Source organism: Corynebacterium meitnerae (genome assembly GCF_027570075.1).
In the GTDB taxonomy this organism is placed as follows: Bacteria; Actinomycetota; Actinomycetes; order Mycobacteriales; family Mycobacteriaceae; genus Corynebacterium; species Corynebacterium meitnerae.
Map to the genome: position 1 here is coordinate 1 of NZ_JAKMUS010000024.1, position 17,752 is coordinate 17,752.

At 59.7% G+C, this 17,752-nt stretch carries 15 protein-coding genes and 1 pseudogene; 10 read left to right on the forward strand and 6 right to left on the reverse strand.

Annotation, left to right across the window (positions count from 1 at the left end):
- Positions 1-28: 28 nt before the first annotated feature.
- A protein-coding gene (locus L8U60_RS10405) for an IS3 family transposase (RefSeq protein ID WP_420840193.1) occupies positions 29-1,284 on the reverse strand; the annotation gives its coding sequence in 2 pieces (ribosomal slippage) (positions 29-999 and positions 999-1,284; 1,257 coding nt in all).
- A gap of 56 nt (positions 1,285-1,340) precedes the next feature.
- Between L8U60_RS10405 and L8U60_RS10410 the strand changes: the two genes are divergently transcribed.
- Positions 1,341-2,117 (forward strand): ATP-binding protein, encoded by a 777-nt coding sequence (locus tag L8U60_RS10410; protein WP_070816007.1) that lies wholly within the window; start codon positions 1,341-1,343, stop codon positions 2,115-2,117.
- A gap of 352 nt (positions 2,118-2,469) precedes the next feature.
- On the opposite strand, the pseudogene L8U60_RS10415 reads toward L8U60_RS10410, so the two are convergent.
- Together L8U60_RS10415 and L8U60_RS10420 are read right to left on the reverse strand one after the other, a co-directional pair.
- Positions 2,470-2,910 (reverse strand): annotated as a pseudogene (locus L8U60_RS10415) (MarR family winged helix-turn-helix transcriptional regulator); the annotation flags it as partial.
- Between the two features lie 99 nt (positions 2,911-3,009).
- Positions 3,010-3,303 carry a rhodanese-like domain-containing protein gene (locus tag L8U60_RS10420; RefSeq protein WP_269966307.1) on the reverse strand — a complete coding sequence of 98 codons (294 nt, stop codon included), beginning with the start codon at positions 3,301-3,303 and terminating at the stop codon, positions 3,010-3,012.
- 32 nt (positions 3,304-3,335) lie between these two features.
- On the opposite strand from L8U60_RS10420, the gene L8U60_RS10425 reads away from it, so the two are divergent.
- The 5 genes from L8U60_RS10425 to L8U60_RS10865 all read left to right on the forward strand — a co-directional run bounded on the left by L8U60_RS10425 (position 3,336) and on the right by L8U60_RS10865 (position 11,129).
- Positions 3,336-4,139 (forward strand): sortase family protein, encoded by an 804-nt coding sequence (locus L8U60_RS10425; RefSeq protein ID WP_269966308.1) that lies wholly within the window; start codon positions 3,336-3,338, stop codon positions 4,137-4,139.
- Between the two features lie 435 nt (positions 4,140-4,574).
- Positions 4,575-6,038, forward strand: coding sequence for a SpaH/EbpB family LPXTG-anchored major pilin (locus tag L8U60_RS10430; RefSeq protein WP_269966309.1), 1,464 nt, complete (start codon positions 4,575-4,577; stop codon positions 6,036-6,038).
- Between the two features lie 164 nt (positions 6,039-6,202).
- Positions 6,203-7,132: a class C sortase gene (locus tag L8U60_RS10435; RefSeq protein WP_269966310.1), complete on the forward strand. Its 930-nt coding sequence runs from the start codon at positions 6,203-6,205 to the stop codon at positions 7,130-7,132.
- Positions 7,125-7,952 carry a prealbumin-like fold domain-containing protein gene (locus tag L8U60_RS10440; protein ID WP_269966311.1) on the forward strand — a complete coding sequence of 276 codons (828 nt, stop codon included), beginning with the start codon at positions 7,125-7,127 and terminating at the stop codon, positions 7,950-7,952. Before L8U60_RS10435 ends, L8U60_RS10440 begins: the two co-directional genes overlap by 8 nt.
- A gap of 153 nt (positions 7,953-8,105) precedes the next feature.
- Positions 8,106-11,129, forward strand: a complete 3,024-nt coding sequence (locus L8U60_RS10865) for a DUF6923 family protein (RefSeq protein WP_269966312.1) — start codon at positions 8,106-8,108, stop codon at positions 11,127-11,129.
- A gap of 163 nt (positions 11,130-11,292) precedes the next feature.
- Here L8U60_RS10865 and L8U60_RS10450 read toward each other — a convergent pair whose 3' ends face one another.
- Complete coding sequence (locus L8U60_RS10450) at positions 11,293-11,829, reverse strand: inorganic diphosphatase (protein ID WP_269966313.1); 537 nt, start codon at positions 11,827-11,829, stop codon at positions 11,293-11,295.
- Positions 11,830-12,063: 234 nt separating this feature from the next.
- Between L8U60_RS10450 and dacB the strand changes: the two genes are divergently transcribed.
- The 3 genes from dacB (at position 12,064) to L8U60_RS10465 (ending at position 14,787) form a co-directional block, all read left to right on the forward strand.
- Positions 12,064-13,347: a D-alanyl-D-alanine carboxypeptidase/D-alanyl-D-alanine endopeptidase gene (dacB, locus tag L8U60_RS10455; RefSeq protein WP_269966314.1), complete on the forward strand. Its 1,284-nt coding sequence runs from the start codon at positions 12,064-12,066 to the stop codon at positions 13,345-13,347.
- Between the two features lie 62 nt (positions 13,348-13,409).
- Positions 13,410-14,285 carry a tRNA lysidine(34) synthetase TilS gene (gene tilS / locus L8U60_RS10460; RefSeq protein WP_269966315.1) on the forward strand — a complete coding sequence of 292 codons (876 nt, stop codon included), beginning with the start codon at positions 13,410-13,412 and terminating at the stop codon, positions 14,283-14,285.
- 37 nt (positions 14,286-14,322) lie between these two features.
- The gene (locus L8U60_RS10465) at positions 14,323-14,787 is read left to right on the forward strand and encodes a DoxX family protein (protein WP_269966316.1); all 465 of its coding nucleotides are present in this window, start codon (positions 14,323-14,325) and stop codon (positions 14,785-14,787) included.
- On the opposite strand, the gene L8U60_RS10470 is transcribed toward L8U60_RS10465, so the two are convergent.
- Complete coding sequence (locus tag L8U60_RS10470) at positions 14,784-15,854, reverse strand: twin transmembrane helix small protein (RefSeq protein WP_269966317.1); 1,071 nt, start codon at positions 15,852-15,854, stop codon at positions 14,784-14,786. The two genes, L8U60_RS10465 and L8U60_RS10470, sit on opposite strands and share 4 nt — an antisense overlap.
- A 79-nt stretch (positions 15,855-15,933) precedes the next feature.
- Positions 15,934-16,848 carry a CAP domain-containing protein gene (locus L8U60_RS10475; RefSeq protein ID WP_269966318.1) on the reverse strand — a complete coding sequence of 305 codons (915 nt, stop codon included), beginning with the start codon at positions 16,846-16,848 and terminating at the stop codon, positions 15,934-15,936.
- Between the two features lie 143 nt (positions 16,849-16,991).
- Between L8U60_RS10475 and hpt the strand changes: the two genes are divergently transcribed.
- On the forward strand, positions 16,992-17,642 hold the full coding sequence (gene hpt, locus L8U60_RS10480) for a hypoxanthine phosphoribosyltransferase (protein ID WP_269966319.1): 651 nt from the start codon (positions 16,992-16,994) through the stop codon (positions 17,640-17,642).
- Positions 17,643-17,752 lie beyond the last annotated feature (110 nt).

A 17,752-nucleotide genomic window follows, 5' to 3' on the forward strand; every position in this document is an offset into this window, starting at 1 on the left:
ATCGGCCTGACTTTTTGAGAGTGGCGTGTTACGCGGCGTGAAGGCCTGCGTGGTTTTCTCGTTGGTAGTTGGTGTAGTGCTCGATCGGCGGGATATGCCCGAGCGAGGAATGCAACCGCTCGTGATTATACCAGTGGACCCATCCGGCTGTGGCGCGTTCCACCTCACTCCAGTTCGTCCACGTCCCCGCTTCGAAATCAATGAGTTCAGACTTGTACAGCCCGATCGTTGACTCCATCAGACCGTTGTCGTAAGCGTCGCCGACGGTGCCGATGGACCCATCCATCTGGTGGACGGCCAGCAGCCGGCGGAGATCTGTGGAGGTGTACTGTGAGCCCGCATCCGAGTGATGGATCACCCCGGCCGAATCAAAGTACGGGTCCTGGCGCTGGCGTATCGCCAGTGCCTGTCGCAGCGCACGGATGACCAAAGATTTCGTGGCTCGGGTGTCCACGACATACGCCAGGATCTCACGGGTGAACACGTCGGTGACAAAAGCCACGTAGCTGAAACCGCAGCTGGTGTGCACATACGTGAAATCCGCGACCCACCACTGATCGGGGCGCTGAGCCTGCGACCAGGCCCGTTGAATACGATCCGGGAAACGCTCGGCGGAGGGATCAGCAACGGTGGTGCGTGTGGTCTTGCGTCGGAGTACACCCGCGATTCCAAGGATATTCATGAGGCGTTGCACCTGGTCACGGCCAATGTTCCAGCCTGCCCGGTGGGCGGCTTTCCATAGTTTTCGTCGCCCGTAGACCCGCCGATTGGCCCGCCACAGCTCAAAGAGCCGGTGCGCGGTGTAAGCCTCATCCAGCTCGGCAGGGGTGGGCCCGAAACCACGGGCCTGGAAGCGGTAGAACGTTGCTGGTGAAATAGCGTATTCATGCTCATTGAGCACGCGGCACATCCGCTCGATGGAATACAGGTGCCGGTGAGTGCGGAGGAAGTCCACAATCACTTTAGTTTGCGGTCGAGCTCCGCCTGGGCGAAAAAAGCTGAGGCCAGTTTCAGGATCTCGTTGGCTTCTTTGAGCCGGGCATTTTCCTTGCGCAGGGTGATAAGTTCCGCGTCTTTCTCGGCATCGGATTGCTCGACGGCGGCGTCTACCTTTTTCTCTTCTGTGCGTACCCAGTTGCGGATAGTCGATGTTTTGATGCCGATGACAGCTTCGACAGCGCGTAGTGCGGCTGCCTTGGATGAAGCGCCGTCAGCGAGCTCCTCGAAATACAGGCGCACCGCCCGCTGGCGGGTCTCCTGGTCGTAAGGGCTGATAGCCATGATGTTCCTCCTGTGTTACATCATGCCCTCTCACCAACCCAGGCCGGTTTACTACAGTCATGACACAGCCACAACCAGCATCAGCATCAGCACGCTTTCTTGATGAATCGATCCTGCCTGTCTTTACCGATCTACGTATGACGGCCTTTGGCCGAACCGTGATTGATATTGCAGCAGATCCCATCTTCGACTCGTGGAGCTTTTCTGACAAGGTGCTCTACGCGCTCGATAAAGAAGTTGCGGCCAAGCGTGAACGACGAGTCAACAAATTACTCAAAGCATCCCGATCGCCAAATCTCGATGCGTGTATCGAAGACATCACCTACGCACCCGGCCGCAACCTCAACAAAGAGCAAATCACCAGACTCGCTCACTGCCAATGGTGTCAAAAAGCGCAAAGCATTGTCATCCTCGGCAAATCATCCGTCGGCAAAACCTATCTGGCCCAAGCATTGCTGACCGCTGCGTGCAGAAACGACTACTCTGCTCGTTTCTTCCGCACAGACACCCTGGCTAACCAGCTGATGGTGCTACGCCATGATGACACAGCACGCATGGAGTTTCTTCAAGACTTACACCTGGCAGACGTACTCGTGCTTGATGACTTCTTAACAACGCCGATTGATGCTGCCACAGCACACCAGCTGCTCAACATTCTTGCTGAGCGTGAACACCGGGGATCAACCATTGTCACCTCCCAGTTCACACCCGATGAGTGGTACAAGTCCATCCCGGATGCTGTCATCGCCGAGTCGATCCTGAATCGGCTTGTCGTTGGCGCTGAGATCATCACACTCGAAGGACCAAACATGCGCCTCGAAGCCAATACGCAGTAGCGGCTCATAGTCAACGCCCGGGTGTTACCCGATACTCACCCGGGCGTTACTGGATACTCACCACAGTGTTACTGAATCCGTGGTCCTAACACGCTTCGATCATGGGCGCAGCGATCTTTGCTTACGGCCGTCGTCAGCTGGTCTAAGGACTAGCGCCAACTAAGAATCCCACTGACAGCATTGTGCTGTTCAGTGGGAATTTCTCTTTCTGAAGCGAAGTGGCTGCCTACTTGGATTTCGATTTAGATTTGGAACCGGACTTTGACCCGATCTTGGAATCGGCCTTATCGGAAGTATCGGCAGTGGCGTCCGAGTTAGCTTCGGTGGCTTCAGTGTTCTCGGCGTCGGTCGCGTCATCTGCCGGTGCCATCACAGCCTGAGAGAGCTTGCGCAGGTGCTTCAGTTGCTTCGTGGTGGTGGCGTCGAGGGCGCGGTCTTCGGCCTGGGTGACGACGTCGGCAAGCTGTGCCTGCATTTTCGTGCCCTTTTTGGTGGGGCTAATGATCTGGCGGCGGCGGTCGCGTGGATCACGGTCGCGGGTGACCCACCCGTGGGCTTCGAGGGAATCGATGAGGCGGACCATGTCGGAAGCGTCGGTGGCCAGCAGTTCGGAGAGCTGAGTCTGGCTCGCGGCGTGTTCAAGGGTGCAGGTGAGCACCCAGAATTCGCGCATGGTGGTGCCGTGCTCGGCGAGTGCCTTTTCCACCTCATCTTTAGTGGCGCGACGAATGCGCTCGATCTGGAATGAGGGGGATTGGGTGAGCGCGATTGGGTGGTCCAAAGATTCTGCCATGCACACAATGCAACAGCCGTGGGCATGCCCAATCGTTGGTGGCTAAGAAACGTTGCTCACCTGGATCTTTGCCTGCCCAGAATAGGGGAGGCGAGAATTTTAAGACTCGGTAGGGAGTCCTGCCTTGACCCAATCTTGGGTGCCACCAAGCACATTGATCGCTTCGGTGCCGCGAACAGCCTCGAGGTACTGCGCGGCCTCGGCGGAACGTCCGCCGGCCTTGCAGATCACGTAAATTGGCTGGTCATAGTCGATCTTGTCGGCCAGGGCTGCGAAATTGGACAGGGGCAGGTTCACCGCACCTGCAGCGTGGACGTCGGCGAATTCGTCGGGCTCGCGGACGTCGATAAGCTGGGCATTTTCGGGTACTTCATTGACGTGTACTGACTGCATGGCGCCAGTCTAGATGAACTATTGTTTTTGCTATGGCTGGCGAGAACGCACGTGGGTACGTACCGCGCACCACCCCCGCGGTGCCGCGCCGTGTTTCCTCGCGCCCCGCGCCGTCCCGGCCCGCATCCCCGCCGCGTCGCTTCAAGCCGCAGCCGCCGTGGGTGTACAAAATGCGCCGCATCGTCGCGGTGTTGCTGCTGATTTTCCTTGTTCTCCTGTTTATTCGCGCCTGCGTGCCCAGTGAGCACGACCGTGAAATGAAGGCGTGGAAAGAGCAGGCGAACCAGCCGATTGAGCAACCACTGGATGTCGGCGAGGGGGACATCGCGCCGTCGCGGCCGGTAGAAATGCGTATCCCGGGCCTCGATCTGACCGCGAAATTCGAAGATGGTGACTGCCGCTTCAAGGATGGCGCGATCGACCCGGACACCCTCGGCGAGGCCTGCGCATTTACCGCGAAGGACAAGCCGTACGTCCTACCTGGCACCACGAGTGAGGACATCGTGGTCATCGCCGGACACGCGGCTGCAGGTGTGCCCGCCGTCTTTGACAAGCTTTACGACGTCAAAAACCAACGCCACACCGTCAAAACCGGCGACACCATGTATCTGAAAACGGCGGAATCTGGTGATCGTTGGTTGAAGTACCAGGCCACCGACCTGCACGAGCCCGACAAGAAGGGCCTGTCCCAGTCCGCCGAGATCTGGGGCAACGTCCCCATGCCCGGCCGCCTTTTGACCATCTCCTGCATCCAGCCCGCCAACCCCTTCGAAGACGCCGTGCGCAATGCCGTTGTCGGGTGGCAGCTGCAGGGGGTTGTGGATCGGGTGGAGTAGGGGCTGGAAGCTCGCGGGAGGATCAGGGGCGAGTGGCGGCCAGGCATTGGTACTGGGGGTGTGAATGATCTCGCGGTACCAACTGCGGGTGCTGGGCTGATTTTCCAGCTCAATCGGGGGTGTTCTGCAGGCCAGTTGCAGAAGTGTGATCCAATTCATGAAAGTATTTCCGGCCTGCACTCATCACATTTCATTTTGCGGGGGGGTAAATTCCCAGCTCGCATCCACAGCAAATGTGCAGGATGAGTCGCGATTTATGCTTTGGCGTTTTCAGCTTGCAATACTCGCGCTTTGCTGAATTTTTTAAGGATGTTTCAGGTTGCTTGCCATGGAACGGGAAGGTATAAACAGGCTTATCCGCCGGCTGCCGGGCCTTTTTGATTTGGCAATTCGGCCCAGCGGTTCGAGATTCACGCCCCTCTGAAAGGAACTTTCATGGCCAACGCCATCAAGAAGACCGCAGCCATTGCTCTCGCTGCCGGACTGACTTTCGCCGGCTCCGCTGGCTTCGCTGCGCAGGATGCATTTGCTCAGGACCCTGCAACCCCTGTTGTTCAGGAGCAGGGATCCAACTTCTCGCTGACCGTCCAGAAGCGTGAAGGTGCATGGGAGCAGAACGAGAACTACGAAGGTGGCGAACTTGCAACCCCTCCGGGCGAGGCTCTCGCAGCTGGGTTCAAGTTCAAGATCGAGCAGGTAACCCCGGACGCCGATGACATCAACAATGCCGCCAAGGCGACACTGGTTCAGGGTGGCCACACGGACGAGGGCACCACGGGCGACAGCGGTTCCATCAAGTTCGATAACCTCCCTGAGGGTGTGTACCGCGTAACGGAGACTGGCGTTCCGGAAGGCAGCAACTATGTTCCTGGCCCGGCTTTCTTGGTTACTGTCCCGGTAACCAAGAAGGACGGCACCGAAGTCATCAATGACGTCGTTGTTTACCCGAAGAACACCGAGACCACCGTTGAAAAGTCCGTCAAGGACGCTGACAAGAACTCGGGCGACACCGTCGAGTACACCATTAACGCGAATGCTCCGGTCGTGCCGGAGGGCAATGTTCTGACCTCCTTTGAGGTGCAGGATGCGTTCAAGAAGAGCGAGCTTACTGACGTCAAGGTCACCAAGGTTGAGGTTGACGGCGTTGCTCTGGAGACCTCTGATTATGAGGTTGTTGATGGTCAGATCACTGATGGTCCGGCTGATGCTGACACGACTAAGACCGTCAAGTTCACCGAAGCAGGCCTGCAGAAGATCAGTAAGCAGCAGGGCGCCAAGGTCACGGTCTACCTCACCGCAACGCTGGAGCAGGTTGGCGACGGCGAGGTTGTGAACAACGCTCGCACCATCGTTCGTGGTCCGAACTCCAACTCGACTGATAAGCCGAAGGAAACCCCGTGGGACGAGGTTAAGACCTACCTCGGCAAGCTGCGTCTGCTGAAGACCGATGGTGGCGAAACCAAGCTCAAGGGCGCAAAGTTCGACCTGCACCGCTGCGATGCTAACGGCGAACTGGGGGACAAGATCGAAGAGGGCGTTGAGTCAGACGAAAACGGTCTGGTCAACTTCAACAAGTCCCTCCACGTCACCGATTACGAAGATGACGCAGAGGTTGCAGAAGTTACCAAGCGTTACTGCGCAGTCGAGACCAAGGCTCCTGAGGGCTACCAGAAGCTCCGTAAGCCGATCGTCATCGAGTTCACCCGTGCAGACCGCACTGAGAACCTGACCGTCGGCAACGTTACTTACGAGAAGGTTCAGAAGACCGAGACCGTCGTCAACACCAAGCCGCTGCTGCCGTCCACCGGTGGCATGGGTATCTTGATCGTCGCCCTGGCTGGCCTCGCGATCATCGGTGGCGGTGCATACGCTGCACGCCGCAACTCCCAGTCCGCGTAAGTGGATTGCTCCACAGTGCTAGCTAGCACTGCTGGGTAGGTGCACCGGGGGCCAAACCGGCCCTGGGTGACAACGCCTGCCGGCGGGAAGGCGTAAAACTCCCGCCCCAGTTTTTCAACAAGTAGGTCCGTAAGCAACCGGGCCACGTTCGAGAGGATCGCGCAGTGACAACGGTGGCATCAGCGAAGCACCGGCAAAAGCCGCAGCAAAAGTCGGTGTTCCAGCGTGTTGTCGTGCCGGTCCTCATCATTTTGGTCGGTATTGCCGTGCTCATGTACCCGGTCGTTGCCACGCAGGTGAACAACAGAGTTCAAGAGCAAGCAGCAAAGCAGTACGAAGATGATTTGTCGACCATGACACCTGAGCAGGTGAACACGGCGTACGAAGCGGCGCTCGCATACAACCGTTCGCACACCGACGGGCCGATCCTCGACCCGTGGCTTGCGCGCATCAGCGAAGACAACGCCGAGTACAAGCTGTACGAAAGCCATCTCTCCGGTGTCGCGGCGATGTCACAGTTGGCGATCCCGTCGATCGACGTGCGTCTGCCCATCTATCACGGAACGAGCGAAAACACGCTGCAGAAGGGCCTCGGCCACCTCTACGGATCCGCATTGCCGACAGGCGGGGAGGGGTTCCACTCCGTCATCACCGGGCACACGGGTCTGACGACAGCAACGCTTTTCGATGACCTCGTCGACGTCAAAGAAGGCGATGCAATCTATATCTCCACCTTCGGTAAGCGGCTGAAGTACCAGGTGTACGACACTGAAGTGGTTCTGCCAGACCAGACCGAGAGTCTGGCAGCACAGGAGGGGAAGGATCTCCTCACCTTGATTACGTGTACGCCGTACGGGATCAACACCCACCGCCTGCTGGTTCACGCGGAACGTGTGCCGATGGATCCGGATGAAGGAGGCGTTCTCGACGAATCGACCTCCACGATTCAGTGGTGGATGTGGTTGCTCGGAGGCCTGTCCCTGCTGATCCTCCTGGCACTCATCTGGTGGGTCATGCGCGAACGAAAGAAAGCACAAAAGAACAGTGCCGACGCGGCGGATGCAGCAGAAGAGGAGCACGCAGAAAATGCGTAAGAATCATAAATTCGCAGCACTAGTTGCCGCATCGCTGATGCTCGGCACCAGCTTCACTGCTGGTCTCGCGGACGCGAAGGTGATCAGCGGTAACGATGGGGGACTGATTGCGGAGGCCGTCGATACGCAACGCCTCATGACCCTCACTGTGCGCAAGGTGGCGAAGAATCCGTACGACGATGTGCCCGCCGGCGAGAAACCTGCAGCGATTGCTGGTGCGGTCTTCACGCTGTCGCGCGTCAACGGTGTCGATGTTCTCACTCGCGCCGGCCGTGCTGAGGCCAAGGAATTCACCCTGGAGAAGGCGTGCGAAAACGGTGTCACCGAAGTGGCGAAGCGGACTACGAATGGCAAAGGCGTCGCTGAGTTCACTGAGCTGAAGCCGGGCCTCTACCTCCTTGAGGAATCCGCTCCGGACGGCGATTACGACTACCACTTGTCCAGCCCCAAGCTGGTCATCTTGCCACTCGGAAATGTGACCGGTGAGGAATTCGATTACGAAAACGTCATTGTGACCAAGCCGGACAACCAGGTTCCGCCGCCGGACACGCCGCCGACGACATCGACCACGACAACCACCACGACGACGTCGCCGAGCACCCCTCCGCCGCCGGGTGATAGCCCGACCCCGGAGACCACCCCGGTGCCGCCGGAAACCACACCGAACACTCCTCCGGGGGACACCCCGACGGATGGTGGCTCTCGCCCACCGCTGGCATCGACCGGTGCCAATGTTCTGTGGGCTCTCGGGTTCGGTGGACTTTTGATCCTCGCCGGATTCTTCCTGGCACGACGCAACAACGACAAGCAGACGCAGTAAACGGAACGGATAGAGAAAGAGAAGACGATGCGAAACTTTTTCAAGCCGACGACACGGGGCGCTAACTCACGCTCCCGCCGGCCACTGCGTGGCGTCGCCGCCGCTGTTGCGTCCGTTGCCCTTGTCGCAGGTCTCGGGTCGTACCCCGGTGAAGTGTCCGCTCAGGAATCCTTGCCGGTGTCCCCTCAGGAATCAACGGTAGCGACCACAGAGCTAACGACCACCGCGCCGGCGACTACCACGGTTCCCTCTACGTCCGCGGCGATTCCAACGACCCAGGCTCCCACGAGCTCGCCAGTCTCGGTCAAGCGCTCCGGCGATATTGATCGCATCGTTGTCGATGACCAGGACGGCGTTGAGTGGGGATACGGCTCGAAGGCTTCCGACGAGGATATTTTCGCGATCAAACGAACCGGCGAGGGATCCATCGAGGAGATCGTCAAAGTCGTTATTGATGGAAATATGATCGAGCCGGAATATTATGGGTTCGTCAATAATCCCGAGGGGGGCTACCTAGCGTTCGATCTCGACGCTCTCACCGAGATCCCCCCGCGAAATGTCGTCTTCGAGGTTCGCACCACCGGGACCGCCGACTACCGGATCGCCGAGAATTTCGAGGTGCCCAGTGCCAGGGACTTGTCGGAATCTGGCTACGGGCGTAACCCGAACGCGAACGCCACCGTCAACCCCGAGGGGGTCGGACAGGCTCGCGTTGCGGTGCCGGGGTACGACGATATCGAACTCGGAGTTTCGGGTCTGCAAACTACATTCGTCAACGGAAATCCAGAGCTTAAATTTCAGGTCAATCGGACCAGCCCTCTTGACCGCTATTTTCGGCTCACGCGCTTCGTGGTAAAGAAGGACCGGAACGATTCCAATACGAAATCGATCGCAGGACCTGTTCGAGTCCGTGTGATTCGAAACGGGAGGACGGTGCAAGACCGTGTGCTCGACCGATTGGACGAGGTCAACTGGGGTTCTAACGCGCGCAACCAATCCTACAACAAGGAATTCAAAGTCGTGCCGAACGTCAAGGATTTTCGCATCGAACACGGTGACACGATCATTCTGAATCCGCAAGGGCCACCAAACGGTAATTACCAAGTGCAGGTGTGGGGCGAGAGACGGTCCGCGTGTCCGAGCGAAAGTGCGGTAGTGGCGCCACTTGGCCCGCGGGAGGTGACCCCGGCTGAAATAGCAAGTGGTACTCGTAAGTTCGTTTCCACGTCAGAAGATGCCTCTGGGGGCACCTCGAACCGAAACGCAATGATCCGTACAGTTTTGAACCTTCAGAATCAGGGTAACGCGAACTTCCAGCGCCTCGGCAGAAGTAACTGGATTCACAACGGGCTTGCATACAACCCAGACGATAACTGGCTCTACGCAGTCAGCCAGTATCGCGGAGATCAGCCGGACTGCTACCCGGCTGCGCATCTTTTGCAAGTCGATCCGACTACCGGATCTGTTCGCAATCTCGGTCCTTTGACCGGAGTCACGCTTCCAATGGAGAGCGCAACTTCAAACAATGACCATGAGTTGATCAACTCTGGCGTCATTCACAACGGCACGCTGTTCGTGTCTAACTCAGCTACATCCGGTACCCGACAGATGTACAAGATCCCACTCCCTGGAACGCAGGGTTTTCAAGCAGGTTTGCCTCGGATCGAGAAGATGACCCGCAACGGAAGCCCAGTGTGGGCTCGTGCCGAGGACTACGCACAGGTTCGCGAGGATCCAAAGTATGCATGGGGGTTGGTCAGTAAGTACGCGTTCGACCCGGGATGGAATTTGGACGGGGCGAACACCCTCGTTATCCAGAGAATAAATCTGGAAACGGGGGAAACTGACCACTACAGCATCACAGGTGACAAAGCTAAAGCACCTAACGGTGAGGTTCTGACGCAGCAGACCACTTGGGGTAAAGCTTGGACGTACGGTAACGGAAACCTTGGTTTTGGTGTCGGCGGTCACGCGAATGCTGGTTTTTCGACTGTTCAGATCCAGGTCGATAATCCTTCCAGTGACACGCCCTCGATTCACGTTGTGCAGCTTCTGCCAAAGGCGCCATTCTCCTACAACACTGACGCCGCAAGTGATGGTCTCAGGAACCCGCCGCCAGCTAGTGATTTGAAGATCGTGAAGAAGACGATCACCCCCGATGATCCGGATTGGGCGCAGTTGAGCCAGCTCCCCGATTTCAACGAGTACTCCACTTACTGGAAAGTCGTTGTCGAGAACGGCGATTCTTTCAACTCGGGTAGCACGCTAATGGAATATCTGCCTTCCATTTATGACCCGGACAATGGCAGTTTCCAGTTGGTGGGCACATCGGCTTCTGAAGGACAGAGCCAAGATATCCACAACCCTCGTTCCTATAAAAAGGTGGACGGAGGCTCCGTTTTCCAAATCGGTTTGCCGGTCATGAAGCCCAACTCCACCCTGAGTATGTACTGGCGTGCGAAAGCATTCACGCCTGATGCATTCGCTCCGAACAGGGAATTCTCCCGTCAAGGGTGTGCCCCGAACAGCGTTGAACTGGTCAACAATGACCAAGAGATCAATCCCGGCGACAACACGTCGACCTCCAGGTGCCCTAGTGAGATCCCGAAGTTTGATTTCAATATCAAGAAAGTCGATGCCTCCGGCGGGGTGAATCCGCTTTCAGGTGCGGAGTTTGTCATAGTGAATGCGGAATCGGAGGCGGGAGGGGTTGCTCCAGCAGATGAAAAAGACCTCGACCGGAATACCTGGCCGAACAATAAGAAGGTGATTCGTCTAACTGAGGGCACCGGAGACGTGAAAGGTTTTTACACTCCGACACAGCAACTTCGACCGGATACTCCCTACCGGCTTTACGAGGCTAGGTCGCCTCTCGACTCGGAAGGTCGCCGCTACAGTCTCCTAACGAAACCCGTAGTGTTTCGCGTCAAGGCTGAGCGGGACAAGGCGCCGACGATCGAGTTTTACGATGAGCAGCGAAAGACTTGGTCCACTGCGCGCCCTACTGAAGTGACCGGTATCTCTGTTCAAGAGAACACAATCGTTATGGATGTTGCCAACGTGCGCCAAGGCAAACTGCCGAAGACCGGCGGAATCGGCGTCGGGGTGACCACGGTGCTGGGTCTGCTCATCGCGGCAGCCGGTGGTCTGTTGGCTAACAAGCGTCGACGGGCGTAGCTTCCCGATCCTTTCGACCGGGCTTGCATGGGTTTCCATGCGGGCCCGGTTTTCTGTTTGTTGTGGCATCGGGCGTGTAGCTACAACTGGGGGTGGATACACCAACGCCCCGCGGCACCGGTGGTTGGGGTGCGGCGGGGCGTTCGTCGATAAGCGGGGCGCTTTAGTTCTGGGTCTTGGCGTCCTTGGTCTCTTCGAGGTTCTCGCGGGAGTTCTCCTCGCCCTGGGCCTTGAAGTTCTTCAGGGAGTCCTCGAGGATCTTCTCGGCCTCGGCCTTGTTGCCCCAGCCGGAACCGGAGACTTCCTTGTTGGGCTCGAGGTCCTTGTAGTGGACGAAGAAGTGCTCGATCTCGTCCTTGAGGAAGTCGGAGACGTCGGAGATGTCCTGGTAGGACTCGTAGCGCACGTCGTCGAGGACGCAGAGGAGCTTGTCGTCGCCGCCGGCCTCATCGGTCATCTTGAACACGCCGATCGGGCGGGCAATGACCGTCACACCCGGGAAGACCGGCTCCGGGGTGATCACGAGAGCGTCCAGCGGGTCGCCGTCGTCAGCGAGCGTGTTGTCGATGAAGCCGTAGTCCAGCGGGTATGCCATCGGGGTGAACAGGTAACGGTCGAGGTAGACCTTGCCGGTCTCGTGGTCGAGCTCGTACTTGTTGCGGGAACCCTTGGGGATTTCGATGGTGACTTCAATGGACATGGGGTGCTCCTTAATCAGTCGGGATGTAATGCTTCGTCCATCGTAGCTTGCGTGGTGGGTGGGGTGGCGCGCTGCCGGGCGCGCCACGAAGGTCGGTTAGTCCCGTCCGAGCTTCAGGTCCCACTGGCAACATGAGTAACACGTGAACTGCGGTTTCAGAAAGCAGTTTCAGACGCGACTAACCCGGCGCCTCCAACCCCACCCCGCGCGCCCCCTGCACTACGCTTATCCGCGATGACAAAGCGCACAAAAGGGACGAACCAGACAAAGCGAGTGTGGCCGTGGGCCGTGGGCACCGTCGCGGCGGTAGCGGTTGCCGGTGTCGCGGGCACGGGTATTTGGGTGCAGCAGGAGTTGGGGGAGCTGGACCATGGGGCGTCGTTTAGCATGGCGCAGCCCGGTGACCTGCTGATTGAGCCCGCGTCGGCGGAGCCTGTGGACCGGGCCGCGCTGAAAGAGGCGTTGCGCGCACAGGCGGCGAACCCCGAGTTGGGCACGCTGCATGTTCGCGTGAGCGATGCGCAGGGCACGGTGTTCGAGCAGAACGCAAATGAGCCCCTCCAGCCGGCGAGCGCGACGAAGCTGCTCACCGCCGCGGCTGCGCTGTACACGCTCGAGCCGGACGCGACGATCAAGACGCAGGTCGTGCGCGAGGGCGATGCGCTGACCATCAAGGCCGCAGGTGATGTGTGGTTATCGCCAAAGCTTATCGACGACCTCGCCCACGCCACCGGCCCCGCCTCCGCCGTGTATGTGGACACGAGTGCGTGGCCGGAGGACACGTTCATGCAGGGCTGGGACCCGGAGGATGTGGACGGCGGTTTTGTGGCGCCGCTGGAGCCGGTGATGATCCATGGCGGTCGCCTGAACGGTGAGGTGGACGGCGACGTGCCGCGCTCCCACACCCCGGCATTGGATGTGGCGCAGGCGCTGGCGGATCGCGTGGGTGCGTCCACGGTCGCGGTCGGCCGCGCGCCCGCTGAGGCGGAGGTTGTTGCGGAGGTGGAGTCCCCACCGCTGATGGAGCGCCTGCGGTGGATGATGAAGGATTCGGACAACGTCATGGCCGAAGCGATCGGCCGCGAGGTTGCCCGTGCCCGCGGTGGGATGTCGCCGCAGGCCACGCTGGATACGTTGACGGAGCATGGCTTTGACGTTTCGGGTGTCACGCTCATCGATTCGTCGGGGTTGTCGCGCGATGATCTCATTCCGCCGCGCCTGCTTGACGACGTCCTCCTTCGCGCCACCTCCCCCTCCACCGGCGAACTGCGCGACCTGCTATCCACGCTTGCCGTGGCGGGCGGGGACGGCACCTTGGTCGACCGCTACGGTGACCTCTCCGGCAAGGGCTGGGTGCGAGCGAAGACGGGAACGTTGACGGGGACGTCGGCACTAGTGGGGACGGTGACGTCGAAGGTTGGCAACGTGTACACCTTCGCCATGATCAGCAATGACAGCGACATCCTGACCGCGCGCGCCCGGCTTGATGAGATCGCGTCCACCCTCCGGGAGTACTAGCCGTGGTGGCGGAACCTTTCTGGCCGCGGGTCTCGCCGCATTTCCGAGAGTGTCGGCGGGCTGTGCGTCCTTTTGACGGGCCTGCCATCATCGGCCTGTCTGGTGGTCCTGATTCCTTGGCGCTCGTCGCCGCGGCCGCCGCGGAGGGGAAAGATGTGCGCGCCGTGGTCGTGGACCATGGCTTGCAGGAAGGTTCCGCTGACGTGACGCGCCGTGCGGTGGCGGCCGCTGAACGGATGGGCGTGCCCGCGGAGGTTGTCCGCGTCGAGGTGGGGGCCGCGCCGGGGGAGAGTGTGGAGGCGGTGGCGAGGGAGGCTCGTTACGCGGCCTTGGCCGAGGCCGCTAACCGCGACGGCCGCGAGATTTGGGTCGCCCACACCCGGGAGGACCAAGCCGAAACGTTACTGCTTGGGGCCTTGCGGGGGAACCCGGCGGGCATGGCGCCGGTCTCTGTGTTGGAGTCTGGTCCGCGTCTGGTTCGCCCATTCCTCACGACTCGCCGCGCGGACACCGCCGGCGCCTGCGAGGAACTGGGCCTGGGCGCCTGGCACGACCCTATGAACGATGACCTCGCCTACCAGCGCGTGTCCATCCGCAAGCGCATCCTCCCCGCCTTGGCGGAAGTCCTTGGCGGGGATGCCGTTCCCGCCCTTGCGAGGACCGCGGACCGGATCGCTGCGGACCAGGCCTACATTGAGCAGTCAGCCGATCTCACTCCCACGGCTGATTGTGCAGCACTCGCCGCCGCCCCAGCCCCCATCCGTCAGCGCCGCATCATGGCCTGGCTACGGGAGCGGGGGATAAGCGTATCCGGTGCGCAGCTCGCCGACATTGAGCGCCTCTGTACCGATTGGCGAGGTCAAGGCCCTGTCACCATCAGCGGCGGGGTGCGGGTGGAACGGCGGGGTGGGGGATTGAACGTCGATAAGCAAGCGTGAGTGGCGCGAGAAACGATGATTATTTATTGTTGTTGACATGTCTACAACGATTGAATCGACACAACCTGTAAGCACGAAGAACATCGACTGGTTCGGCAGCATCGCCGCTCTCATCGGCCGCCTGCTGTTCGGCGTCGTCCTGGCGGCGCACGGCTGGCAGAAGCTCACCGAGTGGGGTCCGAGCGGAACCGCCGCGGCCTTTGAAAGCATGGGTGTACCCCTGCCGGCAGTGTCCGCGCAGATCGCCACGTGGGCTGAGCTGGGCGGCGGCGTGTTGATTCTCCTCGGCCTGTTCGTCCGCTTCGTCGGCCCGCTGATCGCGTTCGTCATGGCTGGCGCCGTGTACTTCGCGGGGCCGACCGGCATTCTTGCCAGCAACGGCGGCTGGGAGCTGGAGGCCGTGATCGCTGCTGCGGCTCTTTTCATCGCTGCTGCTGGCGCTGGCGCGCTGAGCCTTGACCGCGTGCTGGCAAACGTCCGCGCGGGGCGTGCAACCTTTTAGTCCGTCGCATCCTTCATGTTGAACGCCCACGCCTTGTCCAAGTAATAGCCGCCAGAGTGCCAGCTGCTGGAGACGATGAGCAGGTCTGCATCGCGGTAGGGGATTCCTACCGTTTCGCACCCGTTGAAGGGGAGGTCCGCCTTCTCCTCGACCTTGGAAGGGTGAGGATCAATCAGATTAAGAGCTGGTGATTGGGGAGCGACGAGACTGATCCTTGGGGCCCGGAAATCCTGGTATTTCCTCTTCATCTCACCAGTATTCAGGTTGCCCTCAAAGCACACCTCGTATTTGTCCCCATCGCCGGGAGTGAGCGTCACGTCTTTGATGGTCAGCTCGGACCCAAGCACATCAGGTGACTCGAATGCCTGTGTTTTGCCCAGTGGTTCGGCTTTGTCCGCGACGGTCGCGTACATTTCACTCGCGACAGACAACTTCTGTGGGGCGGGGTCCATGTATGCCAGATCGCTCTCCTCGCCGCGGTATTGCGCGACGAGGTTGTTCAGCTGAATCGCCATCGAATGCAGTAGCTCGCATGGGCCGGGAGCCCACAACTCAACGACTTCGAGCTCAGGAGTCTCACTCACCATGGAGCATTTATTTTCGTATCCATCAGTGTTCACGATCTGCCTCCAGCCAACGATGCCGTCCGGTGCAGGCTTGCCGTGGCTCATGTTGTCGGCGGCGCGGACTTGAAGCTCCACCCGGATGTCGCCTTCTTCCGTCTCGTAGAAGGCCTCGCAATCCTCATCCTCCTGGAGGGTCATGTCCTTCCACCCAGCCGCGGAGTAGAAGTCGTCCCCCAGGTCGCAGCTGCGCAGCATCTCATGAGAAAAGGCCTTATCGACGTCCTTCGGCTTCGCCACCTTCCCCCCATCACCCCCGCCGATGAAGGCAAACAGCCCCGCAAACACCGCGATCACCGCAATGAGTGCAACAACGATCGCGATGATGAGTGGCCGTTGGTTTTTCTTCGGCTGCTCGTACGGCGGCTGGTAGGGCTGCTGGTATTGCTGCCACTGGCCAGCCGGTTGGCCGTAGGGATTGGGGTTGGGGTTGGGGGTGCTCACTGTCCGCGCTCCTTTGTTTCAGCCATGCATGAGCGATGTATGGCCGCCAGTGTAGAGGAGCCGGGGAACACCCTGGGAGTTAGCGGAGGAAACCGAGCTGACGTGCGATACCCGCGATTGCACCCAGCAGGCTCAGCACACCGAAGATGATGCCGATGATCGAGTTCAACTCGCCGCTCGAACCACCCAGGCCACCACCAGGGGCAGTGGTGTCCTGCAGCGGGCCAGGCACGCCTTCCTTCAGGCCCGTCGGCTCCTCATTCGGCGCAGCGGCGCGATACAGCCACACACGCTGCTCCCCGGCCGGCATCTGGGTGCTGGTGCCAGGCTTTTCGCTTGCTTGCGAGGCCGAGTAGTTCCCGTACTTCGACCCCCGCAGGTACACTTGGCCGAAGCCGTAGTACTTGAACTTCGGGTCGATCATCATGTGCAGGTGGCCGTTGTCGCTGTTGCTGACGCCCTTTGCAGCGTTGAGTGCGCGCAGCTCACCGTGGCCCCAGCTCTTCAAGATGGAGTTCTTCAGGCTCGTGCCACCAGCCAAAGACTCGGACCAACTTTGGTCACCATTCACCGTGGCGGTCCATGGTGTGGTGCGGTCCGGGCGGGTGTGGCTCAAGCCGCCGGGCTGTTCCGCAGCACGCTGCACAGAAATACGGGTCAAGCTGTGATCGATGGTGAAGGCGTTGACGTACGCCTCCCTGGTGTCCAAGTCATACTTGGCTGCAACGTCGCGGAGGCGGGTCGACGTATTCTCTCCATCGGTGCTGAAGTATGGGTTCAGATCCCACATCTCACCGCGCAGCTGACGCAGCGCCTGAAGGCCGACGGTGTAGGCATCACCAGCATCAAACTGTGCGTCAACGGCGACGGACTGATCCACGCTCCCGTTCAACTCCACGTCGGTCAAGGGGGCAGGTGCGGCGTGAGCAACAACGGGAGAGATAGACAACGCCACTGCAGCAGAGACAGCGGCAACCATGAGGCGAGGGCGCATTTTCCTTAACGCTCCTTTGGACAGATGTTTAAACAGGTAAACGCATGAAACAGGGATCACTTACACATTCGTTCACACCCGCGGAAGTGTTACGGGGTGGGTGGGGGAGACGTCGATAAGCAAGTTCATGGCAAAATAGCCGTATGGCTGAAGCAACGAGGCTGCGTACAGACAAAGATTTCCAGGTCCCAGCAAACCGCTACGGCGACGACGTTGAAGCGGTGCTAATCCCGGAAGACGAACTGCAAGACCGAATCCGCGCGATGGCGGACAAAGTCTCCGAGCAGTACAAAGACGCGGAAGAGGACCTTATCCTCGTCTGCGTGCTCAAGGGGGCGGTGTACTTCCTCACCGACTTCGCGCGCGCACTGTCCATCCCCTCCCAGGTGGAATTCATGGCGGTGTCTTCCTACGGCAACTCCACCACCAGCTCTGGCGTGGTGCGGATTATGAAGGACCTGGACAAGGAAATCTCCGGCCGCGACGTCCTCGTCGTCGAAGACATCATTGACTCTGGCCTCACCCTGTCCTGGCTGCTGAAGAACCTCAAGGGCCGCCAGCCGAAGAGCCTCAACGTGATCACCCTGCTGCGCAAGCCAGAGGTGCAAAGCGCACAGATTGACCTCTTTGATGTGGGCTTTGATATTCCCAATGAGTTTGTGATTGGCTACGGCCTCGACTATGCGGAGCGCTACCGCGACCTGCCCTACATTGGCACCCTGCACCCGCGCGTCTACTCCGGTGAGGAGCCGGTGCCCTCGCGTGAAGAGGGGCCGGACGCGGTGGAGATTTAGGCTTTTAGGGCCTGGGCCTGTGGCGTGCTGTGTAAAAAATTACATGGCGCCTCCAGCCCAAAAATGAACCCGCTGGTCAGGGATTTCTAGCACTGGGTAGTTACCGCGGC